This window comes from Sulfuriferula sp. AH1, assembly GCF_002162035.1.
Classification (GTDB): Bacteria; Pseudomonadota; Gammaproteobacteria; order Burkholderiales; family Sulfuriferulaceae; genus Sulfuriferula.
This window is the reverse complement of sequence record NZ_CP021138.1, coordinates 30,359-56,102: the sequence shown is the minus strand read 5'-3', so window position 1 is coordinate 56,102 and position 25,744 is coordinate 30,359. Positions and strand designations below refer to the sequence as shown.

The 25,744-nt window shown below is 55.8% G+C and carries 30 protein-coding genes and 2 tRNA genes; 8 read left to right on the top strand and 24 right to left on the bottom strand.

Annotated elements, in window-relative coordinates:
• Positions 1-12: 12 nt before the first annotated feature.
• Both CAP31_RS00345 and rpmE read right to left on the bottom strand, forming a co-directional pair.
• A complete protein-coding gene (locus CAP31_RS00345) occupies positions 13-237 on the bottom strand; it encodes a hypothetical protein (protein ID WP_087445707.1) in 225 nt (74 codons plus the stop codon).
• A gap of 100 nt (positions 238-337) precedes the next feature.
• Positions 338-541: a 50S ribosomal protein L31 gene (rpmE, locus tag CAP31_RS00340; RefSeq protein WP_087445706.1), complete on the bottom strand. Its 204-nt coding sequence runs from the start codon at positions 539-541 to the stop codon at positions 338-340.
• Positions 542-705: 164 nt separating this feature from the next.
• Here rpmE and CAP31_RS00335 point away from each other — a divergent pair.
• Both CAP31_RS00335 and CAP31_RS00330 read left to right on the top strand, forming a co-directional pair.
• A tRNA-Met gene (locus CAP31_RS00335) sits at positions 706-782 on the top strand.
• A 124-nt stretch (positions 783-906) separates the two neighbouring features.
• Positions 907-1,281, top strand: coding sequence for a diacylglycerol kinase (locus CAP31_RS00330; protein ID WP_223247308.1), 375 nt, complete (start codon positions 907-909; stop codon positions 1,279-1,281).
• A gap of 46 nt (positions 1,282-1,327) precedes the next feature.
• On the opposite strand, the gene CAP31_RS00325 is transcribed toward CAP31_RS00330, so the two are convergent.
• The 4 genes from CAP31_RS00325 to CAP31_RS00310 form a co-directional block, all read right to left on the bottom strand.
• A tRNA-Phe gene (locus tag CAP31_RS00325) sits at positions 1,328-1,403 on the bottom strand.
• A 47-nt stretch (positions 1,404-1,450) separates the two neighbouring features.
• On the bottom strand, positions 1,451-2,143 hold the full coding sequence (gene mtgA, locus CAP31_RS00320) for a monofunctional biosynthetic peptidoglycan transglycosylase (RefSeq protein WP_087445705.1): 693 nt from the start codon (positions 2,141-2,143) through the stop codon (positions 1,451-1,453).
• A complete protein-coding gene (aroE, locus tag CAP31_RS00315) occupies positions 2,140-2,955 on the bottom strand; it encodes a shikimate dehydrogenase (protein ID WP_087445704.1) in 816 nt (271 codons plus the stop codon). The genes mtgA and aroE overlap by 4 nt, the downstream gene beginning before the upstream one ends.
• Positions 2,956-3,012: 57 nt before the next feature.
• Positions 3,013-3,465 carry a rhodanese-like domain-containing protein gene (locus tag CAP31_RS00310; RefSeq protein WP_087445703.1) on the bottom strand — a complete coding sequence of 151 codons (453 nt, stop codon included), beginning with the start codon at positions 3,463-3,465 and terminating at the stop codon, positions 3,013-3,015.
• 312 nt (positions 3,466-3,777) lie between these two features.
• On the opposite strand from CAP31_RS00310, the gene glnA reads away from it, so the two are divergent.
• The 4 genes from glnA to ntrC all read left to right on the top strand — a co-directional run bounded on the left by glnA (position 3,778) and on the right by ntrC (position 8,357).
• On the top strand, positions 3,778-5,187 hold the full coding sequence (gene glnA, locus CAP31_RS00305; RefSeq protein ID WP_087445702.1) for a glutamate--ammonia ligase: 1,410 nt from the start codon (positions 3,778-3,780) through the stop codon (positions 5,185-5,187).
• A gap of 108 nt (positions 5,188-5,295) precedes the next feature.
• Positions 5,296-5,772, top strand: a complete 477-nt coding sequence (locus CAP31_RS00300; protein WP_087445701.1) for a DUF4124 domain-containing protein — start codon at positions 5,296-5,298, stop codon at positions 5,770-5,772.
• A 115-nt stretch (positions 5,773-5,887) separates the two neighbouring features.
• On the top strand, positions 5,888-6,946 hold the full coding sequence (glnL, locus tag CAP31_RS00295; protein ID WP_087445700.1) for a nitrogen regulation protein NR(II): 1,059 nt from the start codon (positions 5,888-5,890) through the stop codon (positions 6,944-6,946).
• A gap of 13 nt (positions 6,947-6,959) precedes the next feature.
• The gene (gene ntrC, locus CAP31_RS00290) at positions 6,960-8,357 is read left to right on the top strand and encodes a nitrogen regulation protein NR(I) (RefSeq protein WP_087448186.1); all 1,398 of its coding nucleotides are present in this window, start codon (positions 6,960-6,962) and stop codon (positions 8,355-8,357) included.
• A gap of 55 nt (positions 8,358-8,412) precedes the next feature.
• On the opposite strand, the gene CAP31_RS00285 is transcribed toward ntrC, so the two are convergent.
• Positions 8,413-9,294: a phosphoribosylaminoimidazolesuccinocarboxamide synthase gene (locus CAP31_RS00285; protein WP_087445699.1), complete on the bottom strand. Its 882-nt coding sequence runs from the start codon at positions 9,292-9,294 to the stop codon at positions 8,413-8,415.
• Between the two features lie 29 nt (positions 9,295-9,323).
• Positions 9,324-10,391 (bottom strand): AI-2E family transporter, encoded by a 1,068-nt coding sequence (locus CAP31_RS00280; RefSeq protein WP_087445698.1) that lies wholly within the window; start codon positions 10,389-10,391, stop codon positions 9,324-9,326.
• A gap of 41 nt (positions 10,392-10,432) precedes the next feature.
• Between CAP31_RS00280 and purM the strand changes: the two genes are divergently transcribed.
• The gene (gene purM / locus CAP31_RS00275) at positions 10,433-11,482 is read left to right on the top strand and encodes a phosphoribosylformylglycinamidine cyclo-ligase (protein ID WP_223247444.1); all 1,050 of its coding nucleotides are present in this window, start codon (positions 10,433-10,435) and stop codon (positions 11,480-11,482) included.
• Positions 11,483-11,505: 23 nt separating this feature from the next.
• Positions 11,506-11,778: an oxidative damage protection protein gene (locus tag CAP31_RS00270; protein ID WP_087445696.1), complete on the top strand. Its 273-nt coding sequence runs from the start codon at positions 11,506-11,508 to the stop codon at positions 11,776-11,778.
• A 24-nt stretch (positions 11,779-11,802) separates the two neighbouring features.
• Here CAP31_RS00270 and CAP31_RS00265 read toward each other — a convergent pair whose 3' ends face one another.
• The 16 genes from CAP31_RS00265 to CAP31_RS00190 form a co-directional block, all read right to left on the bottom strand.
• Positions 11,803-12,294, bottom strand: coding sequence for a hypothetical protein (locus tag CAP31_RS00265; RefSeq protein WP_223247307.1), 492 nt, complete (start codon positions 12,292-12,294; stop codon positions 11,803-11,805).
• Positions 12,294-12,617, bottom strand: coding sequence for a ferredoxin (locus tag CAP31_RS00260; RefSeq protein WP_087445695.1), 324 nt, complete (start codon positions 12,615-12,617; stop codon positions 12,294-12,296). Before CAP31_RS00260 ends, CAP31_RS00265 begins: the two co-directional genes overlap by 1 nt.
• 57 nt (positions 12,618-12,674) lie before the next feature.
• Entirely contained in the window at positions 12,675-12,971 is a 297-nt protein-coding gene (locus CAP31_RS00255) for a ferredoxin family protein (protein ID WP_087445694.1), read from the bottom strand.
• Positions 12,968-14,266 carry an FAD-dependent oxidoreductase gene (locus CAP31_RS00250; RefSeq protein ID WP_087445693.1) on the bottom strand — a complete coding sequence of 433 codons (1,299 nt, stop codon included), beginning with the start codon at positions 14,264-14,266 and terminating at the stop codon, positions 12,968-12,970. The genes CAP31_RS00255 and CAP31_RS00250 overlap by 4 nt, the downstream gene beginning before the upstream one ends.
• Positions 14,267-14,277: 11 nt before the next feature.
• Positions 14,278-15,384 carry an electron transfer flavoprotein subunit alpha/FixB family protein gene (locus CAP31_RS00245; protein ID WP_087445692.1) on the bottom strand — a complete coding sequence of 369 codons (1,107 nt, stop codon included), beginning with the start codon at positions 15,382-15,384 and terminating at the stop codon, positions 14,278-14,280.
• 33 nt (positions 15,385-15,417) lie between these two features.
• Complete coding sequence (locus CAP31_RS00240; RefSeq protein WP_087445691.1) at positions 15,418-16,263, bottom strand: electron transfer flavoprotein subunit beta/FixA family protein; 846 nt, start codon at positions 16,261-16,263, stop codon at positions 15,418-15,420.
• Between the two features lie 9 nt (positions 16,264-16,272).
• Positions 16,273-16,602, bottom strand: a complete 330-nt coding sequence (gene nifW, locus CAP31_RS00235) for a nitrogenase stabilizing/protective protein NifW (protein WP_087445690.1) — start codon at positions 16,600-16,602, stop codon at positions 16,273-16,275.
• 13 nt (positions 16,603-16,615) lie between these two features.
• On the bottom strand, positions 16,616-17,455 hold the full coding sequence (cysE, locus tag CAP31_RS00230) for a serine O-acetyltransferase (protein ID WP_087445689.1): 840 nt from the start codon (positions 17,453-17,455) through the stop codon (positions 16,616-16,618).
• Positions 17,455-18,585: a homocitrate synthase gene (nifV, locus tag CAP31_RS00225; protein WP_087448184.1), complete on the bottom strand. Its 1,131-nt coding sequence runs from the start codon at positions 18,583-18,585 to the stop codon at positions 17,455-17,457. The genes cysE and nifV overlap by 1 nt, the downstream gene beginning before the upstream one ends.
• A 282-nt stretch (positions 18,586-18,867) precedes the next feature.
• Complete coding sequence (locus tag CAP31_RS00220; RefSeq protein WP_369802416.1) at positions 18,868-20,526, bottom strand: methyl-accepting chemotaxis protein; 1,659 nt, start codon at positions 20,524-20,526, stop codon at positions 18,868-18,870.
• 279 nt (positions 20,527-20,805) lie between these two features.
• On the bottom strand, positions 20,806-21,168 hold the full coding sequence (gene fdx / locus CAP31_RS00215; protein ID WP_087445687.1) for an ISC system 2Fe-2S type ferredoxin: 363 nt from the start codon (positions 21,166-21,168) through the stop codon (positions 20,806-20,808).
• A 25-nt stretch (positions 21,169-21,193) separates the two neighbouring features.
• The gene (gene hscA, locus CAP31_RS00210) at positions 21,194-23,074 is read right to left on the bottom strand and encodes a Fe-S protein assembly chaperone HscA (RefSeq protein ID WP_087445686.1); all 1,881 of its coding nucleotides are present in this window, start codon (positions 23,072-23,074) and stop codon (positions 21,194-21,196) included.
• A 33-nt stretch (positions 23,075-23,107) separates the two neighbouring features.
• Positions 23,108-23,431: an iron-sulfur cluster assembly protein IscA gene (gene iscA, locus CAP31_RS00205; protein WP_087445685.1), complete on the bottom strand. Its 324-nt coding sequence runs from the start codon at positions 23,429-23,431 to the stop codon at positions 23,108-23,110.
• A gap of 23 nt (positions 23,432-23,454) precedes the next feature.
• Positions 23,455-23,823: an iron-sulfur cluster insertion protein ErpA gene (gene erpA, locus CAP31_RS00200; protein WP_189836660.1), complete on the bottom strand. Its 369-nt coding sequence runs from the start codon at positions 23,821-23,823 to the stop codon at positions 23,455-23,457.
• 43 nt (positions 23,824-23,866) lie between these two features.
• Entirely contained in the window at positions 23,867-24,292 is a 426-nt protein-coding gene (gene iscU / locus CAP31_RS00195; RefSeq protein WP_087445683.1) for a Fe-S cluster assembly scaffold IscU, read from the bottom strand.
• Positions 24,293-24,307: 15 nt separating this feature from the next.
• Positions 24,308-25,519 carry an IscS subfamily cysteine desulfurase gene (locus CAP31_RS00190; RefSeq protein WP_087445682.1) on the bottom strand — a complete coding sequence of 404 codons (1,212 nt, stop codon included), beginning with the start codon at positions 25,517-25,519 and terminating at the stop codon, positions 24,308-24,310.
• Positions 25,520-25,744: the final 225 nt, after the last annotated feature.

The window sequence follows — 25,744 nt, the reverse complement described above, 5'->3', positions numbered from 1 at the left end:
ATGCTGCCCCGATCAGGCTGTATAATGGCGGTGCCCCAGCCAGGGTTCGCCGGCCAAGGTAGGGATTGCAGTCGGTGCGCCGGATAATACGCTGTGTATCAATCCCATGGTTTCCGCTTCATCGCCTTTCCATGGTTCATGCCCGATGAGGCCCGGCAGCAGCCAGGCCAGACACAGCACCACTGTCAGCAGGCTGGGAACGAAGCGATAGGGACGAATTGCGAATAAATTGGACACGAAGCGCCTAGTATAATTAAAACGTGACAGCCGATTTTACTCCAAAAAATAAAAAAGGCAGCCATGGCTGCCTTTTCGCTGTCTCAATTCGGATGAAATATTATTTCATGCCGTATTTCTGACGGAATTTCTCAACGCGACCAGCGGTATCAACGATCTTCTGCTTGCCGGTATAGAATGGGTGGCATTCCGAGCAAACTTCAACGTGCAGATCTTTGATCATGGTTGAGCGGGTGACAAATTTATTGCCACAGCTGCAAGTGACATTGATGTCTTCATATTTTGGGTGAATATCAGTTTTCATGATTTTTTCCTAAGGTGCTGCGGCGTGTACGCAGAAAGGACATTATTATCCAGTAAAATATCTGTCTGCGCAAGGTGTTGGCTCAATATTGTTGGCGGGACGATAATTGTTATCTTGACAGTTCGTATGCTTAACCAGGATAATACCGGGCTTCGTATCATGTTGGTGATGTAGCTCAGACGGTTAGAGCGATGGATTCATAACCCATAGGTCGGCGGTTCGATTCCGCCCATCACCACCACCCGCCTTAGGTTCGCACCGTATTTTTGTCGTATTGTCATCAATCTGACGCAAAAACTTCATCTGTAATGGCTATTCAAACCGGGCCGGCCTCGGCTATGCTCAAATTTTTGAGGTAGTTCACTGTGCAAGAATCTCCGTTCAAAGGTAAAACCGGCCCCAAGCGGGTGCTTAACGCTTTATTCTATTCGATAGATGGCATGAAAGCGGCCTTGCGCCATGAGGATGCGTTTCGCCAGGAGATGCTGCTGGCGGTGATTTTGATTCCGCTGGCAATTTTTCTGGAGCCGAGTGCGGTTGGGCGGGCATTGATGATCGCGTCGGTGCTGCTGGTATTGATCGTGGAGCTGCTTAACTCTGCGGTGGAAGCTGCGGTTGACCGTATTTCGTTCGAGCATCATCATCTCATCAAGCGTGCCAAGGATATGGGTAGCGCCGCCGTGCTGGTGTCGTTGCTGAATGTATGCGTGGTATGGGGTCTGATACTGTTAGGCCGTTAACGGCAGGCAATAAAAAAGGCTTTCATCGCTGAAAGCCTGGTTTATTTGGTGGCTGGGACGGGAATCGAACCTGTGACACGCGGATTTTCAATCCGCTGCTCTACCAACTGAGCTACCCAGCCACGAAGCCCGCTATTAAACTCCAAAAAGGAAGTGGGGTCAAGGATTTTCATCTCGGTGCGGTAACCTGATTCATGCGCGCCTGTATGATTGCGGCGCGATGCAGCAAGCCGCGCGCATTGCGGTGAGTGTCGTAATAGCGCGGGTTGGGCACCATGGCCGCGAGTTTGGCAGCCTGGCTGGCGGACAGGTTGGCGGGCGAGGTGCGATAATAATAGTACGATGCGGCCTGCGCGCCGAATACGCCGTTGCCCCACTCAATCACGTTCATGTAGATTTCCAGGATGCGGCGCTTGCTCATCATTTGCTCGAGCATGATCGTGATGATGGCTTCTTCCCCCTTGCGCCACGGTGTGCGTTGTCCGGACAGGAACAGGTTTTTCGCCAGTTGCTGGCTTATGGTCGACCCGCCGGCGACGATCTTGCCCTTTTTCAGGTTTTTCTCGGCGGCACTTTGCATGCCTTCCCAGTCGAAGCCGTCATGGCTTAAAAATTTGGCATCTTCGGCGGCAATCAGCGCGCGTTTGAGATTGCCGGAAATCCGGTTATAAGGCACCCACTTGAAGCGCAGTTGCGCATCCGGATTTTTTTGCTGGAGGATATTCAGGCGCTCGTCCATGAATGCGCTGTTTGCCGGATTGTGATCTACCCACCACCAGACATGGACGAACAGCCAGAATTGATAGAGCACAATAACGGCCAGCAGGGCGAAAACCCCGCGGCGTATTAATTTTAAAATCATAATGAGCGCAATTCGGCAATGACGGAGCGGGTGTCGGGGCGTATACCGCGCCACAGCTCGAAAGCCACGGCGGCCTGTTCGACGAGCATGCCGAGGCCGTCGGCACAGCGGCCGGCGCCATGAGCAGCGGCAAAACGCAGGAAGAGAGTGGGTTCGGTGCCGTACATCATGTCGTAGGCAAGGCTGCCGGAAGCGAACACATCGGCTGGCAGGGGCGCCAGCTCGCCAGACAGGCTGGCCGAAGTGGCGTTGATGACGCAATCGAATTGCATGTTCTTCAATGCATCGTAATCGCAGGCTTCTACCACGCCATAAGGCGAAAATTGTCGCTGGAGTTCAATTGCCCGGCTGACGGTGCGGTTGGCTATTACCACAAATGCAGGCAGTTCAGCCAGCAGCGGCGCGATGACGCCGCGAGCGGCCCCACCCGCGCCCATTACCAGAATGCGCCGATGAGCCAATGCATAGCCCAGATTTTGCCGGATGTCAGTGACCAGGCCCGCGCCGTCGGTATTGTCAGCGAGGATGCCGTATTCGGTAAACATCAATGTGTTGGCTGCGCGCGCAAGCCGCGCCCGTGCAGTGAATTTGTCGGCGAGTTGCCAGGCTTCTTCTTTAAACGGGACGGTGATATTGACGCCGCATCCGCCTGCATCCTGAAATTGCTGCAAGGTGACGGCGAAGCCGTCCAGCGGCGCGAGCAGGCGCTCGTAGGTGATATCTTGTGCGGTTTGTTGGGCAAACGCAGTATGTATGAACGGCGATTTGGAGTGGGCAATGGGATTGCCGATTACTGCATAGCGGTCAGTCACAGGAAGTCATGTTCATGCTAAAAAATGGAATTCTACTGCAAAAACCGGGCTATGCCTTTATTTCTGCTGCCAGGGCAAACCTGCAAATTTCCAGCCGTTTTTATGTCCGCGCTGTCCGAGATCGTTTTTATCGCCTTCCAAGCCTTCCAGCACATTATAGGCTTCGCTATAGCCTGCTCTGTAGGCGGCTACTGCAGCCTGGCTGGAGCGGTTGCCGCTCCGGCAGAAAAACATAACCAGCGCTTCCGGGTCGACGGCCGCCTTGAGTTGCGTAATGAAATAGGGATTGGGTTGCCAGCCCGGATAGGTCTGCCATTCTACCGTGACAGCCTGTTCAATCGTGCCGACCAGATCGCGTTCGGCCTGGCTGCGCACATCAACCAATATCGCTCCCGGAGCATGCTGGCTAAGATAATAGGCTTCAGTTGGAGTGAGCGCGCCGGCATAGGGCAGATTGGCTGCATCTGCTCGCTCTTGAGCCGTATGCAAAATATTATTAAGAGTAGGCATTTTGTCGCTCCGTTTTAATCCGGGTGGTCAATTTAGTATAGATGGTGTTTATAACTTTGGTAGCCACAGACAGATTATGCACAATATTGGTGCATTATTTTAATATAAGCACCATTTTGGTGCGTATATTAAAATTATGCACCAAATAGGTTTATTGATGGATACCCTTTACACGTGGCAACTTAAACAAGCATAATCATGAAATATATGAATACCCGGGTTAAGCTTGATCCTGGCATATATCATGCTTGATTAGGCGAATAATATAATTTTGATTTAATTCTGCACGTACTTTTTAGTTAGGAGAACTTGATGGCGGTCGCCGACGTAATGCAAATGGTTAAAGACAACGATGTCAAATTCGTTGATTTTCGTTTTACCGATACCCGCGGTAAGGAACAGCATGTGACTGTGCCTGTTAAGCAGTTCACCAATGACAAATTTACCGATGGCCATGCTTTTGATGGTTCTTCCATCGCTGGCTGGAAGGGCATTCAGGCTTCAGACATGATCCTGATGCCGGATGCTGAAAGCGCCCGCATGGATCCGTTCATGGATGAGTCCACTCTGATTCTGACTTGCGACGTAATCGAGCCTTCCGATATGAAAGGTTATGATCGCGACCCGCGCTCCATCGCCAAACGCGGCGAAGCTTACCTTAAATCCACCGGTATCGGTGATACCGCCTATTTTGGTCCTGAACCAGAATTCTTCGTGTTTGATTCCGTAAGCTGGAAAACCGACATGTCCGGTACTTCGGTCAAAATCAATTCCGAAGAAGCAGCCTGGAGCTCGGATGAGAAATACGAAGGCGGCAACATGGGTCATCGTCCCGGTGTAAAAGGCGGCTATTTCCCGGTTCCTCCCGTCGATAGCCTGCATGACATCCGTTCGGCAATGTGCCTGGCGCTGGAAGACATGGGTGTGCCAGTTGAAGTGCATCACCATGAAGTGGCAACCGCTGGTCAATGTGAAATCGGTACCTTGTTCAGCACCCTGGTCAAGCGTGCTGACTGGACCCAGACTTTGAAATACGTGGTGCACAATGTCGCTCATGCTTATGGCAAGACCGCGACCTTCATGCCCAAGCCTATTGTTGGCGATAACGGTTCCGGCATGCACGTGCATCAGTCGATCTGGAAAGATGGCAAAAACCTGTTTGCAGGCAATGGTTATGCCGGCCTGTCCGAAACAGCGCTGTATTACATCGGCGGCATCATCAAGCACGCCAAGGCGCTGAATGCGATCACCAATCCGGGCACCAACTCCTACAAGCGACTGGTGCCAGGCTTTGAAGCGCCAGTGATGTTGGCTTACTCGGCTAAAAACCGTTCCGCATCGATTCGTATTCCGCACGTTGCCAGCGAAAAAGGCCGTCGTATCGAAGTGCGTTTCCCGGATCCTTCCGCTAACCCATACCTGGCTTTCACCGCCTTGATGATGGCTGGTCTGGACGGTATCCAGAACAAGATTCATCCTGGCGATGCCGCGGACAAGAATCTGTATGATTTGCCGCCTGAAGAAGAAGCAAAGATTCCTAAAGTTTGCCACTCTCTGGAAATGGCGCTCGAGGCTCTGGATGCAGACCGCGAGTTTTTGACCCGCGGCGGTGTGTTCTCCAACGAAATGATCGATGCTTATATCGAACTGAAGATGGAAGAAGTCACCCGCTTCCGGATGACCACCCATCCGGTTGAGTTTGAAATGTATTACTCGCTGTAAGATTCAACAGCGAACTGAAAGGGGCGGATTTCCGCCCCTTTTTTTATGGGCTTGCAACCCCATTGGGCTTGCCCTAAACTCGGGCTATCATTCTGATATGGTTCACAAATGAAATTATCGATTTTGGTATTGGGTTTATGCTTGGCCGTGCCTGCACATGCCGATATTTATAAACACATTGATGCCTCAGGCCAGGTGACTTATACCGATCGGCCGGTCAAAGGCGCCAAACGCCTGGATCTTGGGCCGGTAGCTACACCGATAACGCGTAATGCGAATAACGGTAATCCAGCGCGCAAAAACGAATCTGTGAGTACGACGCCACTTAATTTCCCGCGTGTGAATAGTGATATTCAGCGCAAGCGGGATAACGTGCGGCGCAATGTGCTGGAAGACGAACTGCATGTCGAAGAACAGGCCTTGTCAGATGCCGTGACGGCAAAGAAGGATGGCGAAGTGCTGCGCCCCGGTGAAAAGGCCACCAGTCCAGGCTACATAACGCGCACCGAGAGGCTGGATAGCAACATCAAATTGCACCGGGACAATATTAATGCGCTCAGGAAAGAACTAAGCAGCGTCAAATAACATCAGCTAGCGTATCTGGCTTACTATTTGCTTACTATGAATTGAATTGTATATTAAACGATAGTAACGTCCTATTTCGGTGCATCGTTTCATTTTATCCCTCGTAGTGCATGGCATGGAACAGATGAATCCTTATTTCGCAGGCTTGGAGTGGTTGGCGACAGCCGTGATGGCACTGGATGAGCATCGCTGCGTGAGTTATATCAACCCGGCCGCGGAGAATTTGCTGGGGTTGAGCGCAGTGCAAGTCAAAGGCTTGCCGCTCAACGAGATTTTCCGCCAGCCAGCCCAGCTTAATGCTGCGCTGGATTACGCGGTCGCGCATAACGCCAGTTTCACCGAGCATGAATTGCATGTCCAGGTTGGCGACATCGCGTTACAGGTGAGCGCCACCTTTACGCCGGTTGAAGGTTCTGCTGCGGCATTCATGCTCGAATTTCACGCGATGGATCAGCAATTGAAAATCGCGCGCGACGAGCATATGCTGTTGCAACAACAGGCTAATCGTGAGCTGGTGCGCAATCTGGCGCACGAAATCAAGAATCCGCTGGGCGGTATTCGCGGCGCAGCGCAATTGCTCGAGCATGAATTATCTACCGAGACCCGTGAATATACCCAGGTCATCATTCAGGAATCCGACCGCCTGCAGTCGTTGATGGACAGACTGCTGACGCCGCATCGCCTGCCACAGATCAATGCGCTGAACATTCATGAAGTGCTGGAGCGGGTGCGCAGCGTCACGCTGGCTGAAACGCCGAAAGGCCTGATTATCCGCCGTGACTACGACACCAGCATTCCCGATATTGTGGGGGACCGTGAACAGCTGATTCAGGTGGTTCTCAACATTGTGCGCAATGCGGTGCAGGCATTGCATGGGCAGGGTGAAATATGTTTGCGCACACGGATCGCGCGGCAGGTGACCCTGGCGATGAAGCGCTACCCGTTAGCGGCTCAAATCCAGATTATCGATAATGGTCCCGGCATTCCCGAATCGGTGCGCGACCGTATTTTCTTCCCGCTGGTCTCTGCGCGCGAAGGTGGCAGCGGACTAGGATTGACGCTGGCCCAGACCTTCGTGCATCAGCACCATGGCACCATAGAAGTGGAAAGCCAGCCGGGGCGTACCTGTTTTACCTTATTGCTGCCGTTAGGCCAGCTTCCTGCATATACATGACGGAAATATCATGATGAAACCAGTTTGGATTATTGATGACGACCGCTCCATTCGATGGGTATTTGAGAAGGCCTTGCAGCGCGAGGGCATAGACTTCGTCAGCTTTACTTCCGTGCCGGAAGTCGAAGCGGCGCTGGAACACGGCATGCCGCAAGTGGTGGTCAGCGATATCCACATGCCGGGTGGTTCCGGGCTGGATCTGCTGCAGCAGTTAAAGGCGCGTTTTCCCAAATTGCCGGTGATCATCATGACGGCCTATTCCGATCTGGAATCCGCTGTAGCGGCATTTCAGGGCGGTGCATTCGAATATCTGCCCAAGCCGTTTGACGTCGATCACGCCATCGAGCTGATCCGTCGTGCCGTTGATGAAAGCATGCGGGTGGATGAGGCTGCTGCCGCAGTGCAGGTGGAAGGCGTACCCGAGATACTGGGGCAGGCCCCGGCGATGCAGGAAGTTTTCCGCGCCATCGGCCGCCTGTCGCAATCGCACACCACGGTACTGATTACCGGCGAATCCGGTACCGGCAAGGAACTGGTCGCCTCGGCATTGCATCGCCACAGTCCGCGCGCCAGCAAGCCGTTTATCGCATTGAATACCGCAGCGATCCCCAAGGATCTGCTGGAATCCGAATTGTTCGGCCACGAGCGCGGCGCTTTTACCGGCGCGGCGGTGCAGCGCCGCGGGCGCTTCGAACAGGCTGACGGCGGTACGCTGTTTCTGGATGAAATAGGCGACATGCCGGCCGAATTACAGACGCGCCTGCTCCGCGTGCTGGCAGACGGCCAGTTTTACCGTGTCGGCGGACATCAGCCGATCAAGGTCAATGTGCGCGTCATCGCAGCGACGCATCAGGATCTGGAAACGCGGGTGAAGGAGGGTCTGTTCCGTGAAGACTTGTATCACCGGCTGAATGTGATCCGCTTGCGCCTGCCTGCACTGCGCGAACGCAGCGAAGACATTCCGCTGCTGGCAAAGCATTTTCTGCAGAAGAGCGCACAGGAACAGGGGGTCGAAGCCAAGAAGCTGTCCGAAGCAGCGATCAGGCATCTGAGCCAGTTTGCCTGGAGCGGCAACGTGCGCCAGCTGGAGAATGTCTGCCATTGGCTCACCGTGATGGCGCCGGGCAACAATGTGGATGTGTCCGACCTGCCGCCCGAGATACTGAATGCCAGCCCCTCTGAACAGGTCAGCGGCGACTGGTTGCAGGCCCTGGCCCATACGGCGGATGCGGCATTGAATCGCGGCGAAGTGGGGATTATCGAAGGCCTGACTCAGGATTTTGAAAAGACCCTGATCAACATCGCGCTCAAGCACACCGGCGGACGCCGTATCGAGGCAGCGAATCTGCTGGGACTGGGGCGCAATACCCTGACCCGAAAGATTCAGGAGCTGGGGCTGGCGGCGGAATGAGATGAAAATGGAAGCCCGAATGGCGTTCAGGCTTCCAGTGCCGCTTTGGCAGTAGTTAGCCCATCAGCCGCGCAACCGCCTCACGGTATTTTTCGCCGGTCTTTATTGCGATCCCGGCCGGCAATTCAGGTGCCGGCGGCTGTTTGTTCCAGCCTGAACTTTCCAGCCAGTCGCGCACGAACTGCTTGTCGAAGCTGGCCGGATTGCTGCCGGTTTTGTATTCGTCGGCGGGCCAGAAACGGGATGAGTCGGGGGTCAGCACTTCGTCGATCACATACAGCTTGCCGGTGTCGTCCAGGCCGAATTCGAACTTGGTGTCGGCGATGATGATGCCGCGCGTGAGAGCGTAGGCGGCAGCCCGGGTATAAAGCGCAAGGCTGGCGTCGCGCACTTGCGCGGCGATGTCAGCACCCAGCAGTTCCTCGGCGCGAGCGAAATCGATGTTTTCGTCATGCGCGCCGACTTCCGCCTTGGTCGACGGCGTAAACAAGGGCTGCGGCAGCTGTGCCGCCTGCGCCAGACCGGCAGGCAGCGGGATGCCGCATACGCTGCCGCTGCTCTGGTATTCCTTCCAGCCCGAGCCGACCAGATAGCCGCGCACGATGGCTTCTACCGGTAACGGCTTGAGACGCTTGACCACCATTGCGCGCCCGCTGACCTGATCGCGCTCGTTGGCCTGCACCACCGATTCGGGCGTGTCGCCGGTAAGATGATTCGGGATCACATCCGCCAATTGCCTGAACCAGAAATGCGAAATCTCGGTCAGTACCACACCCTTGCCGGGGATCGGGGTCGGCAGCACGACGTCGAACGCCGACAGACGGTCGGTCGCGACGATAAGCAGGCGCTGATCGTCCACGGCATAAAGGTCGCGGACTTTGCCGCGCGACAGGAGTTGCAACGATGGGATGTGGGATTCGAGGAGCGCGGCAGTCATTTGCGGGTTTCTTTTAATTAAAATCAGTATTATACCTTTGGATGCCGGTATAGGTTACTGCGTTGATAGGTGAGTTTGACATGACGCAAGCCTACCCATAATGCTGCCGAAATCGGGAGCGCGAGCAGGATGCCGAAGAAACCGAAAATCTGGCCGAATGCCATCAGCGCGAAGATGACGGCCAGCGGATGCAGGCCGATGCGCTCACCGACCAGCCAGGGGGTGATGCCCATGCTTTCTATCGCCTGTCCGGCACCGAACACGACCCATACGGGGATCAGGTCGGCAATATCATTAAACTGCACCAGACCGGCCAGCGAGGCCAGTCCCAGACCAAGCGTCGCACCGACGTAAGGTATGAAGATCAGCAGCCCTGCCAGCATGCCTATCGGCAGCGCATATTCCAGACCGACGGCCCACAATGCGGTGGCATAAAAAGCCGCCATGATCAGCATGACCAGTATTTGGCCGCGTAAAAATTGAGCGAGGATGCTGTCGATTTCGCGCGCAATGCTCAGTGTTTGTTCGTGCCAGCGGCGCGGTACCAGCTCACCGAGTTTGAGCATGAAGCTATCCCAGTCGCGCAGCATGTAAAAGAGCGCAACCGGGATCAGTAATGCATTGACGAGGATGTTCAGTGCTGTGAGCGTGCCGCTTTTGAGGGTGGGTAATAATGCCCCGGCCGCATTGCCAACACCCTGCATATGATTTTTAGCCATATTTTGCAGATCTGCCACGCCAGGCAAGGTTAAACCCAGATTGTCATGCAACATCGGCGCCAGCCGGGTTTGTATCCAGATCAGATAATCAGGCAGGCGCCCGATGAAATGCGCGGTTTCATTCTGTACCACAGGCAATAACAGCAGCGCCAGAAATAAAAAGATCAGTGAGACGCCCATTAGCACCACCAACGTGGCCAGCGTACGCGAGAATTTCAGGCGTTCCAGCCGATCAGCCAAGGGGTCGCAAATATACGCCAGAATCCCCGCAATAAGGAACGGCGTCAATATCGGTGCAAGCAGATACAGCATGCCGATAAAGGCGACGACGGCAATAATTGCCCAAATCCATTCAGTGTTTAATCGTGATGTGTTCATTTGCGGTAAAATACCACAAATTACTTAATCGAAATGAGCTTATCGTGACCAGCCCAATCAAACCCTCTCTTTCCTATCGTGATGCCGGCGTAGACATTGACGCGGGCGACGCCCTAGTTGACCGTATCAAGCCGTGGGCAAAGCGCACCATGCGTCCGGAAGTGATGGGTGGTATCGGCGGCTTTGGCGCATTGATGGGCTTGCCTGCCAAATACAGGAATCCGGTACTGGTTTCCGGTACCGATGGCGTCGGCACCAAGCTCAAGCTCGCGTTCATGCTCGGCAAGCATGACACCGTGGGTATCGACCTGGTCGGCATGAGCGTCAACGACATACTGGTGCAAGGCGCCGAGTCCCTGTTCTTTCTGGATTACTTTGCCTGCGGCAAGCTCGATGTCGATGTCGCCGAGCAGGTCATCAAGGGCATCGCGCTCGGTTGCGAACAGGCCGGCTGCGCGCTGATCGGCGGCGAGACCGCGGAAATGCCGGGCATGTATCCGCCAGGCGAGTACGACCTGGCCGGATTCGCGGTCGGCGTGGTGGAACGCGATGCGATTATCGATGGCAGCACCATTTTCCCCGGCGACGTGGTATTGGGTCTGGCTTCCAGCGGCCCGCATTCCAACGGCTATTCGCTGATCCGCAAGATCATCGAAGTCAGCGGCGTCGATGTGAACGCCGATTTCCATGGCCGCAAAATGGCCGATGTGCTGATGACTCCGACCCGCATTTACGTCAAACCGTTGCTGGCGCTGATGGCGAGCATGCCAGTCAAGGGCATGGCGCACATCACCGGCGGCGGCCTGACCGGCAATGTGCCGCGCATCCTTGCAGAAAACCTGACCGCCGAGATTGACGCCAACAGCTGGGAAATGCCCGCCATCTTCCGCTGGCTGCAACAGCAAGGCGGCGTCGCCGATGCGGAAATGCACCGCACATTCAACTGCGGTATCGGCATGGTGGTCATCGTTGCCGCGGAACATGCTGCCGCCGCGATGCAGCAACTGACGACAGCCGGCGAGACCGTGCATCGTATCGGCACAATTCGTACACGTGGTGAAGGTGAAGACCAAACCATCGTCAATATTTAATTCAACAATTGGAGTGATGAAACATGGCTAGAATGGTTAATTGCATCAAACTGGGGCGTGAAGCCGAAGGTCTGGATTTCCCGCCATTGCCGGGTGAAATGGGACAGCGGCTGTATGCCAATGTGTCCAAGGAGGCATGGGCAGGCTGGTTGCGTCAGCAGACCATGCTGGTGAACGAAAATCGCCTGAATCTGGCCGATGCCAAAGCGCGGAAATACCTGATGGAACAGGTGGAAAAGTATTTCTTCGGGGAAGGTGCGGATCAGGTGCAAGGTTACGTACCGCCCAGCAACTGATTTGGTTTCAGGATAACAAGACTGCTAGATCAGTTCAGTGGCCAGATCGCGTATCACTGAACTGCCTACCGAATCGCCGGGATCCAGCTCCTGCAACTTGTCGAGCAGTGCCAGACTGTCCGTGTGCTGTCCCAGGCGCAGGCGTATGAAGGCCAGCGCCTTGAGGGTAAACAGGTAAAAATGCTGGGGCCTGTCGGTCAGGCCCCAATTTACGGAAAGCGGTGATAATTGCTTCCAGTCTGAAGCAAAACCACCTTGACGCGCAGCCGTCTCCAATCCCATCAATGCCACTTTTTCTGCGTCTGCCAGCCGGAATTTGTAGAAATAAAATTTGTACAACGCAAAATACACCGGCAGGCAGGCAGGATTGATGGCCTGTGCACTCCACAGTATCGCCTCGGCGCGACTGGTGTGCTGGTAAGCTGCCGCGGCATCGTGCAGCAATTGCGCGATCACCGGGCTGGCCTCGCCACCGAACAAGGCTAGCGGATCGCCGGCGCTATCCAGGCCCTGCATCACCAGCTTCCGGCAGGTACACGCAAGCGCTCGACCGGCACGTCATCCACCAGATGCGAGTCGAAAATCTCTGCTACATCTTCCTTGGTGACGTGACCGTAGAGTACGCCTTCCGGGTAGACCAGCACGTTGGCACCCTGATCGCAGGGGCCGAGGCAGCCTGAGTAGGTAACGGCGATACGGTCATAGGCATTGCGTTGTTGCAGTTCCTGCCAGAAGGTCTGCAATACTTCCTTGCAGCCCTTATGCGAGCATGAGCCGCGCGGATGACCGTCAGGGCGGGATTGTGAACAGACGAATACGTGTTTGACGGGCTTGCTCATGTTGCTTTCCTTGATAAGTTAAATGTTGGTCGGGCGTTTGATGCACTGATTTCGGGATTAACCGAACTTGAACAGTACGCCATAGCCGCCGCGCGGATATTCCCATGCCACATTGCGGTAATCATCGCAGATGATGCGGCAGGTTCCGCATTCCAGACAGCCGTCGGTGATGAGCACGATGCGGCCATTGCCTTCCAGGGTGTAACAGCCGGCCGGGCAGCATACTGTGCATTGCCGGGTTTCGCATTGCGATGCACACAACTCTTCGTCCTTGATCTGGATGTGCGGATGTCCGGAATCGACGCGGTAACGGTTCTGGAACAGTTTTTCTTCGACTTTTGCGTTGGCACTCATTCGAAAGCCCTCCACAGTTTGTAAGCGTCGCCCATCAGGCCGAACAGTGAACGCCGCTGTTTGAAATTGGCCATGATCTGCTTTTCCTTGGTCTTCTTGTCGACACCGTCAACCCGCAGCATTTTGTGCACTGCCTGATTCAGCATTTCCGGATAGGCGGTAAAGAATTGCGGATTGGCATGGAATACGTCGGGCATGTTCTTGTATTTCTTCAGATCCTTGATGACGAAGGACTCGTTCAGTTTTTCGCGATAGCGTGCCAGATTCTTTGCCGTAAATGGCTTCTGTTCGGCGGCGAGTTCGATGACCGTTTCCGCGGCAAAGCAGCCGGTAGTCATCGCCAGATTGGAGCCTTCACGGTGCATGGCGTTGACGAACATGCCGGAATCGCCGACGATCATCCAGCCGTCGCCGCACAGTTCCGGGATCGCCTTGTAACCGCCTTCGGGTATCAGATGCGCGGTGTATTCCTTCATTTCGCCGCCATCCAGGATCGGTGCTATGGACGGATGCGCTTTCATTTCCTCCAGCAACTGATACGGCGAAATCCTTTGCTGCTTGAGGTCGGAGAGCATGCAGCCTACGCCGATCGTCAGCGATTCCTTGTTGGTGTAGAGGAAGCCGGTGCCCATCATGCCTTTGGTTATCTTGCCCGCCATTTCGATCACCACGCCGGCATCGCCGTTGACGTTGAAACGGGCTTCCACGGTTTCCTGAGGCATGAAGTGGATTTCCTTCACAGCCAGCGCCACATTCTTAGGTTCCAGCTCGGGGTGAAATCCGGCTTTGGTGGCCAATAGCGAATTGACGCCATCGGCGAGAATGACAATATCAGCATAGATCGAGCCACCGAGGCGGTCGGTCTGTACACCGATGACGCGCTTGCCATCCATCAGCAGGTCGGACACCGTGGTTTCGCAGATCAGCATTGCGCCGGCTTCCTGTACCTTCTCGGAGAACCACTTGTCGAACTGTGCGCGGATGATGGTGTAGCGATTGTACGGCGGCTTGTTAAACTCGTCCGAGCGATAGTGCGTGCCGATGTAGGATTCGTCATCCAGCACCCACATGCGCTGCTCGATGATGTGGCGTTCCAGTGGCGCGTCATAACGGAAATCGGGGATGATTTTTTCCAGCGCATCCGAGTACAGGATCGCGCCCTGCACGTTCTTCGAGCCGGGATATTCGCCGCGCTCCAGTTGCAGCACTTTCAACCCGGCTTTCGCCATGGTGTAAGCGGCGGCATTGCCGGAAGGGCCTGCGCCGACTACGATAGCATCAAATTTCTCAGCCATGATTTTCTCCTTTAGCCCGCCATGCGTGCGACTGCGAGCTGTTGCTTGAATGTTTCCGTCAATGCCGGCAGCACCGTCATGGCGTTGCCGACGATGCCGTAGGTGGCAAAATCGAAAATGGCTGCGTTCGGATCGTTGTTGATGGCAATGATGACGTCCGCACCTTCCATGCCGACGCGGTGCTGGATCGCGCCGGAAATGCCGGCGGCTATATACAACTTGGGCCGCACCGTCTTGCCGGATTGACCGACCTGGCGTTCGGCATCCACCCAGCCGGCCTGCACTACGGGCCGCGTTGCGCCGACTTCGGCACCGAGTACCTGAGCCAGATTCCAGATCAACTGGAAATTCTCCGGTTTCTTCATGCCGCGCCCGCCGGCAATGATGATGTCGGCAAAGGGCAGTTGCGGTTTGTCCTGATTTTCGTCGGGGATGTATTCCAGCACTTTGGTGATGATGCTGGTTTCTATCAGGCCCAGCGAGTGCTCGATGATGCGGCCGCTACGGTTGCCGTCGCGGTCGGGCATGGCCATTACGCGCGGGCGGATGGTCGCCATCTGGGGCCGGTAATTCTTGGTGATGATGGTGCACAGCAGGCTGCCGCCGAAAGTGGGGCGCGTTGCAGCCAGACCGCGATTGTCCGGGTCGATATTGAGCTCGGTGCAGTCGGCGGTAAGTCCGGTTTGCAGTGTGGTGGCCACGCTACCGGCCAGGTCGCGGCCCTGAGTGGTGGCGCCGAGCAGCAGTATCTCCGGCTGGTGGGTGTTGACCAGATCGGTGAGCCCTTTGGTGAAGGATTCATTGCGATAATTGCTGAGAACAGTATCTTCGATCAGATAGCAATTATCAGCACCGTGGAAGAAAGCTTCTTCGCAGAAACGCCGCGTCGGCAGTCCCGGCGGCCCCATGACCACGCCGGATAAGTCAACACCGAGCTTGTCAGCGAGTTTGCGGCCTTCTCCCAGCAACTCCCAGGATACCGGATGGACTTCGCCGCGTTCGTGTTCGATGAAGACCCAGACGCCCTTATAGGCCTTCAGCCGTTCGTCGAGTTCGAAATTACCGCGTCCGGCGGGTTTCTTGGCCGGTGTTGCAGATGGTGCATTTGCTTCGCTCATGATCTACCTCGCTTAAATATTGCAGCTTACCGTTCAGGCAGCCTGCTTGACGATGCTGTCGCGCAGTTTCGGGTGCTGCGTGAACAGCTTGCCTATCAGAGTCAGCGCAATGTCGCGCGGCTCGTGGCTTTCCGTGTCGATTATTTCTGCCGGTTTGGTGTTGGGCTGTGGCGCGAACACTTTGCTTACCAGTGTGGGTGAACCCTTTAGCCCGATTTTGCTGATATCTTCGATACCGGCGGTATCCTTGTTCCAGAAATTGACCGGGTAACGCGCAGCACGGAACATGTTTTCCATAGTGGCAAAGCGCATCTCGTTGGTACCTTCGAGCATGGTGATGAGGCACGGCAGTTTGGTCTGCAGCACCTGCACACCGCCCTCGGCACGGCGTTGTACCTGGATTTCGCCCTTGTCCAGATCCAGTGCGTCAATCTGCGAAACATAAGTCAGCAGTTGCATGTTCAGGCGTTTGGCAATGCCGGGGCCAACCTGCGCGGTGTCACCGTCTATGGTCTGTTTGCCGGCGAACACCATGTCGACCTTCATGTCCTTTTCGATCTGCCGGATGGCCGAGGCCAGCGCAAACGAGGTCGCCAGCGTATCGGCACCGGCAAAAGCGCGGTCGGTGACGAGGATGGCGGCGTCGGCACCGAAGGCGATGCATTTCTTCAATGCGCCTTCTGCCTGCGGCGGCCCCATGCTGATCACAGTGACGCGGCCGCCGTGTTTGTCTTTGAGGCGCAGCGCTTCTTCCAGCGAGAACAGGTCATAAGGGTTGACGATGGCAGGTACACCCTGACGCATGATGGTGTTGGTCACTGGATGCACGCGGATCTGTGCGCTATCTGGAACCTGCTTGATACAGACGACGATATGCATGGCTATCTCCTAGCTGAGCGTAGGCAGCGTGGATTTCAGTTTGTCCAGGCCGAAGCTTTTGGCTTCTGCATCCTGGAATACCTTGAAGACCTTTTCCTGCGCTGCATTGGAGTGCACGAAGTCTTCATAAGCACGCATCAGCAATGCACGGTACTGTTTGAACATGGCGACTTCGTCCAGCGCAGCCAGGCCTTTTTCCTGGCGCATGTATTGATAGAAACGTTTGAGGATGTGCAGACGGTTCACGTTGACCACCGCTTCTTCGTAGGGGATGCCGAAATAATCGAGGAACTCCTCGGCGGCGGAAAACTGGGTCAGTTGTTTGATCATGGCATTCATATTGCGTTTCTCCTCAGGAATGCTTGGGTGTTGCAACGGCATCAGTTTTCAGGCTGCCGTCAAAAATAGGCTGCGCACAGGCATCGCTATCGCAGGTTTGGCAAATGCCAGTACTGCTATCATCGCCTGCAAGCGTTGTCACCTGCCGTTCCAGATCGGCGATGCGGTCGAGCAGGCAGGCAATCGCCTTGCCCACGGGGTCGGGCATGCGGTGATGGTCGAGATCGATACCGTCAGCGGTGATGCGGCGCTGATGCCTGGGCAGCACCATGCGACCGGGGATGCCGACTACGGTCATTTCTGCGGTGACGTCCTCGATTACCACGGAATTGGCGGCGATGCGGGCGTTGCGGCCTATGCTCACCGGGCCGAGTATTTTTGCACCAGCCCCGACCACCACCCCGTCACCCAGCGTCGGGTGGCGTTTGCCGGGATTCCATGTGGTGCCGCCCAGCGTTACGCCGTGATAGAGCGTAACATCGTTACCCACTTCCGCCGTTTCGCCGATGACTACGCCACAGCCGTGGTCAATGAAGAAACGCCGCCCTATGGTGGCCCCCGGATGGATGTCTATCTGCGTCAACATGCGCGCAATAAAGCTGATCAGGCGTCCACCGTAGCGCAGCTTGCGCCGCCACAACGCGTGAGCAAGACGGTACAGCACCAGCGCATGCACGCCGGGATAGATGCTGACCACTTCCAGCGTGTTGCGGGCCGCCGGGTCGCGTTCGAATACGCAGGCAATGTCTTCGCGCACCATGGCCCACAAACCTGAAGGCGTTGTCCCGGCTCGCGCCTGATGGTCAATATGCTTGTCGGTCAATGTGGTAGTCATCGCAGGTTTCTCGCTCATCACGACGGCGTGCCTGTGCACGCCGCATTTTCAAGGTAGAAACGTTTCAGGTCGTCTATGCTTGGCGTGCTTTTGGTCAATATGGCGTGTATGCGGATCATGCTGAGCAGGGAGTGCGCTTCCAGATCCGTGAGCACCAGTCCGATTTTGGCGTAGGCATCCATGACTGAATGCGACCCGGAATGCTTGCCCAGCACCGTGCGATGTTCACGACCGACTTCGGCAGGGCTGAAACCTTCGTAGTTGCGCGGATTCTTGATGAGCCCATCCACGTGGATGCCGGATTCGTGGGTGAATACGGCATCGCCGACGATACTTTTATTGGGTGGGACAGGCCGACCGGAAGCCGCGGCCACCAGTTGAGAGATGTGGGGAAAATGCAGGGTATCGACGGCGCTTTCGATGCCGTAGAGGTGACGCAGCGCCATCACCACTTCTTCCAGCGGGGCATTGCCTGCGCGTTCGCCGAGTCCGTTGACCGTGGTATTGACATGGCTGGCCCCGGCGCGGATGGCGGCCAGCGTATTGGCGGTAGCCAACCCCAGATCGTTGTGGGCATGCATTTCCAGATCGATATCAACGGCCTGCCGCAACATGCTGATGCGGCCGTAGGTGGCGAAGGGATCCAGCAAGCCCAGCGTATCTGCAAAACGGAAGCGCTGGGCACCGGCATCTTGCACGGTTTCAGCGACGGTGAGCAGGAACTCGACATCGGCACGTGAAGCATCTTCGCCGCCGACGCATACCTCCAGCCCGAGATCCAGCGCGCATGGCACGAATGTCTGTATCTGCGCCAGCACCCAGTTGCGATCACGCCCCAGCTTGTGCTTGATTTGCACATCGGAAACCGGGATGGAGAGATTGACGATATCGACATTGCAATAGGCGATGGCGAGCAGGTCGGTCTCGCACATGCGGCCCCACGCCATGAGTCTGGACGGCAGGTGCAGATCGGCAATGGCCTGAATCAATTCGATTTCGGCGTCGCCCATCACCGGGATGCCGATTTCCATCTCCGGCACACCCGCGCTCGACAACGCCTTGGCGATGGCGATTTTTTCGTCTGCACTGAACGCTACTCCGGCGGTTTGCTCGCCGTCGCGCAGAGTGGTGTCGTTAATCGTGATCATGATGTCAGTGGCTTCCATTGGCGTGTACTGAATAGGGTTTCAGTCTCTATTCAGCAATAGCTGTGCCAGCTGACGATATGGAAATTTATGTTATATTTTTCATGATGTTGCGGGAATTTCGGCGGTCCATCGAAATGGGCGAAGCAGACCCAATGTCGCGTTTGTCGTTTTTGTAACAGGGGAGCTGGCGCCGGATGTCGCGTTCGGCAACGCTGGCTGAACTATTTTGAATGAGTGCAGCTTGCAGACGCAAGAGCGTACTTGCGCCTGCTGGATAGGGGCTTATTTTCTGTTGCTATTGGCAATCGGTACAGCCAGTCTGGCCGGAGCAGGCTTTGGCTTGATTCGGGTTGGCAGTACGCGTATTACCGCAGTTTGTACCGGAACGGCGCTATGTTCGACTGAATGTGTTTGCGCACCGGCGACCAGTCTGAATGCGCTAACCAGATGCGCCAGCTTGCCTGCCTGATCCTGCATGGTCGCTGCCGCTGCTGCGGCCTGTTCGACTAATGCTGCATTATGCTGGGTCGTTTCATCCATCTGCATAACCGCCTGATTGACTTCCTCTATGCCTGCGCTTTGTTCCTGGCTCGCAGCGGTGATGTCATTCATGTAGCCAGCCACGCCCTTGACCGAGCTTACAATCTCATCCATGGTCTTGCCTGCGGCGTCGACCAGCTTACTGCCCAGTCCGACTTTCTCCACCGAGTCGTCGATCAATGCCTTGATTTCCTTGGCAGCTGCCGCCGAGCGTTGCGCCAGACTGCGCACTTCGGTCGCTACCACCGCAAAGCCGCGACCCTGTTCTCCAGCGCGCGCCGCCTCTACAGCGGCATTGAGGGCCAGAATATTGGTCTGGAATGCAATACCGTCGATGACGCCGATAATATCGGCGATCTTGCGTGAACTGTCCTGGATTGAACTCATGGTACTGACGACATTGCCTACAGCGGTTCCGCCTTTGACTGCGATGTCGGAGGTTGTCGCAACCAGTTTGTTGGCTTCATGGGCATTGTCTGCATTCTGTTTTACGGTGCTGGTCAGTTGCTCCATCGCAGAAGCGGTTTCTTCCAGCGAACTGGCCTGCGATTCGGTACGTGCAGAGAGATCGGCATTGCCCGCAGCTATTTCCTTCGCGCCGGTATTGACCAGATCGGTGGCTTCCTTGATCTGCCCGACCAGCAATTTCACATTGATTTGTAAAATGCGTAACGACTGGATGACTTTACCCAGCTCATTGTCTCTATCCGATATGATTTTTCCGGAAAGATCCCCCGCACTCATGCGCTCAATATCGCGGCGAACACGTTCCAGCGGCGTCACGATGCTGCGGTAGAACATGAAGCCGAACAAGGCGGACAACAGCATGCCGATAACGGAAACGGCTACCGACCAATTATCATACGGCTTGCTGCTGTTTACGGTTGCGATCAGATTGGCTGTGAACAGCAGCGCCAACAAGCCCGAGGACATGATCAGTTTGCTCTTGATGGATGCATTCTTCAGGATGTCCAGATGCTGGGGCAGCGAGCGCCGAACGGCTTCGCCTTCGGCAATTTCCAGTTTTTTACTACCCGATCTTATTTCCCGGTAAGCGTTCTCGGCATCGCGGACCTGGCCTCTGTCGGGCTTGACGCGTATGGAGGTGTAGCCAACGATCCGACCGTTTTCGAACATGGGCGCAGCATTGGCTTCCACCCAGTAATGATCGCCATTCTTGCAGCGGTTCTTTACCAGGCCGGTCCAGGCCTTGCCGCTTTGCAGTGTGCGCCAGAAATCGGCAAAGGCCTCTTTCGGCATGTCGGGGTGGCGCACTATGTTTTGCGGCGCGCCCAGCAACTCTTCTTCGGAGAACCCGCTGATATTGATGAAGTCCTGGTTAATGTAAGTAATGTTGCCGTGCAGATCGGTTTTTGAGACGATGGTTTCGGATTCGCTCAAAATGTATTCTGTGCCTGTGACGGGCATGTTGTTTCGCATAATCTCCCCCGTTGTTAATAATGGTGGTTGTGAGACGGATCGGTTAGTTATTGTGATTTTTTAGAATATTGTAAGGAATTAGTAAGTTAATTGGAACATATTTGGAATAAGTCCGCACTGTTTAAATCGGGAATGCCTTTATACCAAGAATGATTGAATAAGGAGGAATTTACTTGAATGCAAAGAGCGCATGGTGTGGAGTACCATGCAAATACAACTTTGCACGGTGATTGTTAATAGTCATGGTTCATGGGGCAACCCTGGTTCAGGCTTTTCCTGAACAAGATTCAGGGTATAGCGTGGCAATTCCACCAGCAGGTCGGCTTGACGCACAACTACCTGGCAGGCCAGACGTGAATGCTGGTTGAGCCCCCAGGCTTTGTCGAGCTGATCTTCTTCATCTTCACCCGCGGGCGTCAGCGAAGCGTAGCCTTCGCGGATGATGACGTGGCACGTGGCGCAAGCGCAGGATTTTTCGCAGGCATGTTCCAGCGCAATGCTGTTCTTGAGCAGTGCGTCGCACAGAAAGCCCCCCGCTTTGGCATCAAAGGTCGCGCCTTGCGGGCAGAGCGTGTCATGGGGCAGAACGATAATGCGTGGCATGGTGATCTCTCCGGAAAGTGGCGGATTAAACCTGTGCCAGGTCGGCCAGTTTATGTCCGGCCAGGGCGCGCTGTATGCTGGCGTCCATGCGCCGGGCGGCAAAATTCCGAGTGGCGCGGTTGAGCGCCTCGCTGGCCTGTTTAAGCGCACGCAGACTGTCCGCATCGCTGGTTTCGATGACTTCAGCCAATGCGTACATGGCCTTCGTCAGTACCGCACGCTCGCCGGGCGCGAGCAGGATTTCGCCATCCTGTTCGATGGCGGCGTAGGTGGCATCGAGCAGGCGCCGGGCGTCTACCTGTGCTTCGCGCAGCATGCGTACCTGCATGTCGCTGTCGGCTTTACCGTAAGCATCCTGCAGCATTTCTGCGACCTGGGTATCGCTCAGCCCGTATGAGGGCTTGACGATGACCGATGTTTCTATCCCGGTACTCTGTTCACGGGCGCTAACGCTCAGCAGTCCGTCGGCATCCACCTGCAGCGTCACCCGGATGCGTGCCGCGCCCGCCACCATGGGCGGGATGCCACGCAGCTCGAACCTCGCCAGCGAGCGACAGTCTGCCACCAATTCGCGTTCACCTTGCAGCACGTGAAAACTCATGGCGGTCTGGCCATCCTTGAAGGTGGTGAATTCCTGCGCCTGCGCTACCGGTATGCCGGCGTTGCGCGGGATGATCTTTTCCACCAGCCCGCCCATGGTTTCGATGCCCAGCGACAGCGGATTGATATCCAGCAGCAGCCAGTCGTCGTTGCCGCGATTGCCTGCCAGTACGTTGGCCTGCATGGCTGCGCCGAGGGCGACGACCTGATCGGGGTCGACATTGGTCAGCGGGGTCTGCCGGAAATGGTCGGCTACGGCCTGGCGTATATGCAGCATGCGGGTAGAACCGCCCACCAGCACCACGCCGGTGACCTCTTCTACGCCCAATTTGGCGTCGCGCAAGGCTTTGCGTGTAGGTTTGAGGGTGCGTGCCACCAGTTCGGCGGTGATGCTCTCGAACGTTTCACGCGACAGCAGTGCATCGATGGCGCGACCGTCGCACAGCGTGGTGTTGATGCGGGCGATGGGCTCAACCGACAGGGCTTCCTTGGCAACTCGAGCCTGAGTCAGCAATTGTTGCATGTCGTACGCATCCAGCGCTGGCAGCGCGAGTTGTGCGCTGACCCAGCCAGCGATGGCGCGATCGAAATCGTCGCCGCCCAGTGCGGAATCGCCGTTGGTGGCGAGTACTTCAAAGATACCCTGCGACAGTTTGAGGATGGAAATATCAAACGTGCCGCCACCCAGATCATAGACCGCATAGATACCTTCGGCGGCATTGTCGAGGCCATAAGCGATTGCGGCAGCGGTAGGCTCGTTGAGCAGCCGCAATACAGTCAGTCCGGCCAGTCGCGCAGCATCCTTGGTGGCCTGGCGCTGCGCGTCGTCGAAGTAGGCGGGCACGGTAATGACGGCGCCGGTGAGTTCGCCGCCCAATGCGGCTTCGGCACGCAGGCGCAACGTACGCAGAATTTCTGCACCGACTTCGACCGGTGTTTTGGCTCCCGCCGCGGTGGCGATGCTGACCATGCCCGGGGAGTCGATCAGGCGGTAAGGTATCTGGTGTATGTCGGCCACATCGGCGAGTCCGCGTCCCATCAGGCGTTTGGCGGAGGCGATGGTATTGAGTGCGTCGCAGCTTTGATGCGCCAGTGCGTCATGGCCGGTCTCGATATTGCCATCAGCCAGATAACGCACCACGGACGGCAGCAGACTGCGTTCAAATTCGTCGCGGATGACCGTGCCGGAGCCGCTGATGACGCTGGCTACCAGCGAATTGGTGGTACCTAGATCAATACCGACTGCCAGGCGATGCTGGTGCGGTGCGGCGGACAGGCCGGGTTCGGATATCTGTAGCAGTGCCATAATAGATTGCCGGTTTATGCGTCAATAAAAGGGTCAGACCTTGAAACTCTCGCCGCAGCCGCAGGAGTCCTTGACGTTGGGATTGTTGAACTTGAAGCCCTCGTTCAACCCCTCGCGTACGAAATCCAGCTCGGTGCCAGCCAGAAAAACATGGCTTTTCGGATCTACCAATACGGTCACGCCGTGGCTTTCAAACAGCAGGTCGTCTTCTGCAGTTTCGTCAGCAAATTCGATGGCGTAGGCCAGGCCGGAGCAGCCGCTGGTTTTAACCGCCAGACGTAAACCTACGCCCTTGCCGCGTTTTTCGATAAAACTGCTGACGCGTTTAGCCGCGCTCTCAGTCAGGGTGACAGTCATGATGCTCTCCTCAGCAGGGGTGATTACATCGAGAACGAGCTGCCGCAACCGCAAGTAGAGGCAGCATTCGGGTTCTTGATAAGAAAGCGGGCGCCTTCCAGGCCGTCTTCATAATCGATTTCGGCACCGGCCAGATACTGGAAACTCACCGCATCCACGATCAGATTGACGCCATGCCTGGCGATGCAGGTGTCGTCTTCATTGATGGTTTCGTCAAAGGCAAAACCATACTGGAAGCCGGAACAGCCGCCGCCGGTGACATAAGCACGCAAATTCAATTTCGGGTTGCCTTCTTCCGCGATCATGTCCTTCACTTTCAGCGCCGCGCTCTCGGAGAACTGTATCGGGCTGGAAAAATCGGTGATGGTTGCCGTTTGGGTGGTTTCAGACATGGTTTCTAACATGGTCAGCTCCTGTTTATCAGAGGTTGGGACATCAATGGGCAGCGACGGGTGCACAGATCGGATAGCCGGCTTCGCCCGTTTCGTGTTTGGAACGGTAATCCGCCACGGCGGCCTTGATCGCGTCTTCGGCGAGGATGGAGCAGTGGATTTTTACCGGCGGTAATGCCAGCTCTTCGGCAATGGCGGTATTTTTGATATCCAGCGCCTGTTCCAGCGTCTTGCCCTTGACCCACTCGGTCACCAGCGAACTGGATGCAATCGCCGAGCCGCAGCCGTAGGTCTTGAATTTGGCATCTTCGATCACGCCGTCGGCATTGACCTTGATCTGCAGCTTCATCACATCGCCGCATGCCGGTGCGCCGACCATGCCGGTGGCGACGCTGTCGTCGTCCTTGTCGAAGGTGCCGACGTTGCGCGGGTTTTCGTAGTGATCTATGAGTTTGTCGCTGTATGACATAGTGTTCTCCTGAATTTAGTGTGCAGCCCATTGCACCGAGTTGATGTCGATGCCATCCTTGTACATATCCCACAGCGGAGACAGCTCGCGCAGCCTGCCGATTTTTTCCTTGATCAGCTCGATCGCGAAATCCACTTCTTCGACCGTGGTGAAGCGCCCCAGGCTAAAGCGGATCGAGCTGTGCGCCAGTTCGTCGTTGCGGCCCAGTGCGCGCAGTACGTAGGATGGCTCCAGACTGGCCGAGGTGCAGGCCGAGCCGCTGGAGACCGCAATGTCCTTGATCGCCATCAGTAACGATTCGCCTTCTACATAGTTGAAACTGATGTTGAGATTGTGCGGCACGCGCCGGGTCATATCGCCGTTGACGTAGACCTCTTCCAGCGCCATGAAACCCGCCAGCAGACGGTCGCGCAGCTGGCGGATGCGTTCGTTTTCGGCAGCCATTTCCTCGGCGGCGATACGATAGGCTTCACCCATGCCGACGATCTGGTGCGTAGCCAGCGTACCGGAACGCATGCCGCGTTCGTGACCGCCGCCATGCATCTGCGCTTCCAGCCGTATCCGCGGCTTGCGGCGCACGTACAGTGCGCCTATGCCTTTGGGGCCGTAGGTCTTGTGGGCGGAGAACGACATCAGATCGACTTTGAGTTTGCCGAGATCAATTTCGACCTTGCCGGTCGCCTGCGCAGCATCCACATGAAAAATAATGCCTTTGTCGCGGCAGATCTGACCCAGCTCGGCAATCGGCTGGATCACGCCGATCTCGTTATTGACGAACATCACCGATGCCAGGATGGTGTCGGGGCGGATCGCCTGCTTGAAGACTTCCAGATCGAGCAGACCGTCTTCACGCGTATCCAGATAGGTGACTTCAAAACCCTCGCGTTCGAGTTCGCGGCAGGTATCGATAATCGCCTTATGTTCGGTTTTCACCGTAATCAGATGTTTGCCCTTGGCTTTGTAGAAATGCGCCGCGCCCTTCAGTGCCAGGTTGTTGGACTCGGTTGCGCCGGACGTCCACACGATTTCCTTGGGGTCGGCATTGACCAGCTTGGCAACGTGTTCGCGCGCCTCTTCGACAGCCTTGTCGGCATCCCAGCCGTAGGCATGCGAACGGCTGGCCGGATTGCCAAACATCACTGTCAGATAAGGGATCATCTTCTGTGCCACACGCGGATCGACCGGGGTGGTTGCAGAATAGTCGAGATATATAGGTGACTTGAGCATGGTGTCTTTAAGTATCGCGAGTAATGTTTGTCGGTTGACAGTCGGTACATTCTGCTATCAGCAAGTAGCGTACCAATATTGATTTGGTTTTGTAACTTTATGGTTTTATTGAATAAAAATATAAATTCAAGGTGATCTTGATTGTCGTTTTTGTAGGGATCGGTACAAAAACCCGAGCGTAGTCCCGGAGCGTGGGGTAGCCGCTGGCGTAATGAGCCGCGCGGC

What these genes read in the sequence shown, in the direction of transcription:
- rpmE (WP_087445706.1), bottom strand. Translation starts at nt 541, where the DNA reads ATGAAAACTGATATTCACCCAAAATATGAAGACATCAATGTCACTTGC.
- mtgA (WP_087445705.1), bottom strand. Translation starts at nt 2,143, where the DNA reads ATGATTTTAAAATTAATACGCCGCGGGGTTTTCGCCCTGCTGGCCGTT.
- CAP31_RS00310 (WP_087445703.1), bottom strand. Translation starts at nt 3,465, where the DNA reads ATGCCTACTCTTAATAATATTTTGCATACGGCTCAAGAGCGAGCAGAT.
- glnA (WP_087445702.1), top strand. Translation starts at nt 3,778, where the DNA reads ATGGCGGTCGCCGACGTAATGCAAATGGTTAAAGACAACGATGTCAAA.
- CAP31_RS00300 (WP_087445701.1), top strand. Translation starts at nt 5,296, where the DNA reads ATGAAATTATCGATTTTGGTATTGGGTTTATGCTTGGCCGTGCCTGCA.
- glnL (WP_087445700.1), top strand. Translation starts at nt 5,888, where the DNA reads ATGGAACAGATGAATCCTTATTTCGCAGGCTTGGAGTGGTTGGCGACA.
- ntrC (WP_087448186.1), top strand. Translation starts at nt 6,960, where the DNA reads ATGAAACCAGTTTGGATTATTGATGACGACCGCTCCATTCGATGGGTA.
- CAP31_RS00285 (WP_087445699.1), bottom strand. Translation starts at nt 9,294, where the DNA reads ATGACTGCCGCGCTCCTCGAATCCCACATCCCATCGTTGCAACTCCTG.
- CAP31_RS00280 (WP_087445698.1), bottom strand. Translation starts at nt 10,391, where the DNA reads ATGAACACATCACGATTAAACACTGAATGGATTTGGGCAATTATTGCC.
- CAP31_RS00270 (WP_087445696.1), top strand. Translation starts at nt 11,506, where the DNA reads ATGGCTAGAATGGTTAATTGCATCAAACTGGGGCGTGAAGCCGAAGGT.
- CAP31_RS00265 (WP_223247307.1), bottom strand. Translation starts at nt 12,294, where the DNA reads ATGCAGGGCCTGGATAGCGCCGGCGATCCGCTAGCCTTGTTCGGTGGC.
- CAP31_RS00260 (WP_087445695.1), bottom strand. Translation starts at nt 12,617, where the DNA reads ATGAGCAAGCCCGTCAAACACGTATTCGTCTGTTCACAATCCCGCCCT.
- CAP31_RS00255 (WP_087445694.1), bottom strand. Translation starts at nt 12,971, where the DNA reads ATGAGTGCCAACGCAAAAGTCGAAGAAAAACTGTTCCAGAACCGTTAC.
- CAP31_RS00250 (WP_087445693.1), bottom strand. Translation starts at nt 14,266, where the DNA reads ATGGCTGAGAAATTTGATGCTATCGTAGTCGGCGCAGGCCCTTCCGGC.
- CAP31_RS00245 (WP_087445692.1), bottom strand. Translation starts at nt 15,384, where the DNA reads ATGAGCGAAGCAAATGCACCATCTGCAACACCGGCCAAGAAACCCGCC.
- CAP31_RS00240 (WP_087445691.1), bottom strand. Translation starts at nt 16,263, where the DNA reads ATGCATATCGTCGTCTGTATCAAGCAGGTTCCAGATAGCGCACAGATC.
- nifW (WP_087445690.1), bottom strand. Translation starts at nt 16,602, where the DNA reads ATGAATGCCATGATCAAACAACTGACCCAGTTTTCCGCCGCCGAGGAG.
- cysE (WP_087445689.1), bottom strand. Translation starts at nt 17,455, where the DNA reads ATGAGCGAGAAACCTGCGATGACTACCACATTGACCGACAAGCATATT.
- nifV (WP_087448184.1), bottom strand. Translation starts at nt 18,585, where the DNA reads ATGATCACGATTAACGACACCACTCTGCGCGACGGCGAGCAAACCGCC.
- fdx (WP_087445687.1), bottom strand. Translation starts at nt 21,168, where the DNA reads ATGCCACGCATTATCGTTCTGCCCCATGACACGCTCTGCCCGCAAGGC.
- hscA (WP_087445686.1), bottom strand. Translation starts at nt 23,074, where the DNA reads ATGGCACTGCTACAGATATCCGAACCCGGCCTGTCCGCCGCACCGCAC.
- iscA (WP_087445685.1), bottom strand. Translation starts at nt 23,431, where the DNA reads ATGACTGTCACCCTGACTGAGAGCGCGGCTAAACGCGTCAGCAGTTTT.
- erpA (WP_189836660.1), bottom strand. Translation starts at nt 23,823, where the DNA reads ATGTCTGAAACCACCCAAACGGCAACCATCACCGATTTTTCCAGCCCG.
- iscU (WP_087445683.1), bottom strand. Translation starts at nt 24,292, where the DNA reads ATGTCATACAGCGACAAACTCATAGATCACTACGAAAACCCGCGCAAC.
- CAP31_RS00190 (WP_087445682.1), bottom strand. Translation starts at nt 25,519, where the DNA reads ATGCTCAAGTCACCTATATATCTCGACTATTCTGCAACCACCCCGGTC.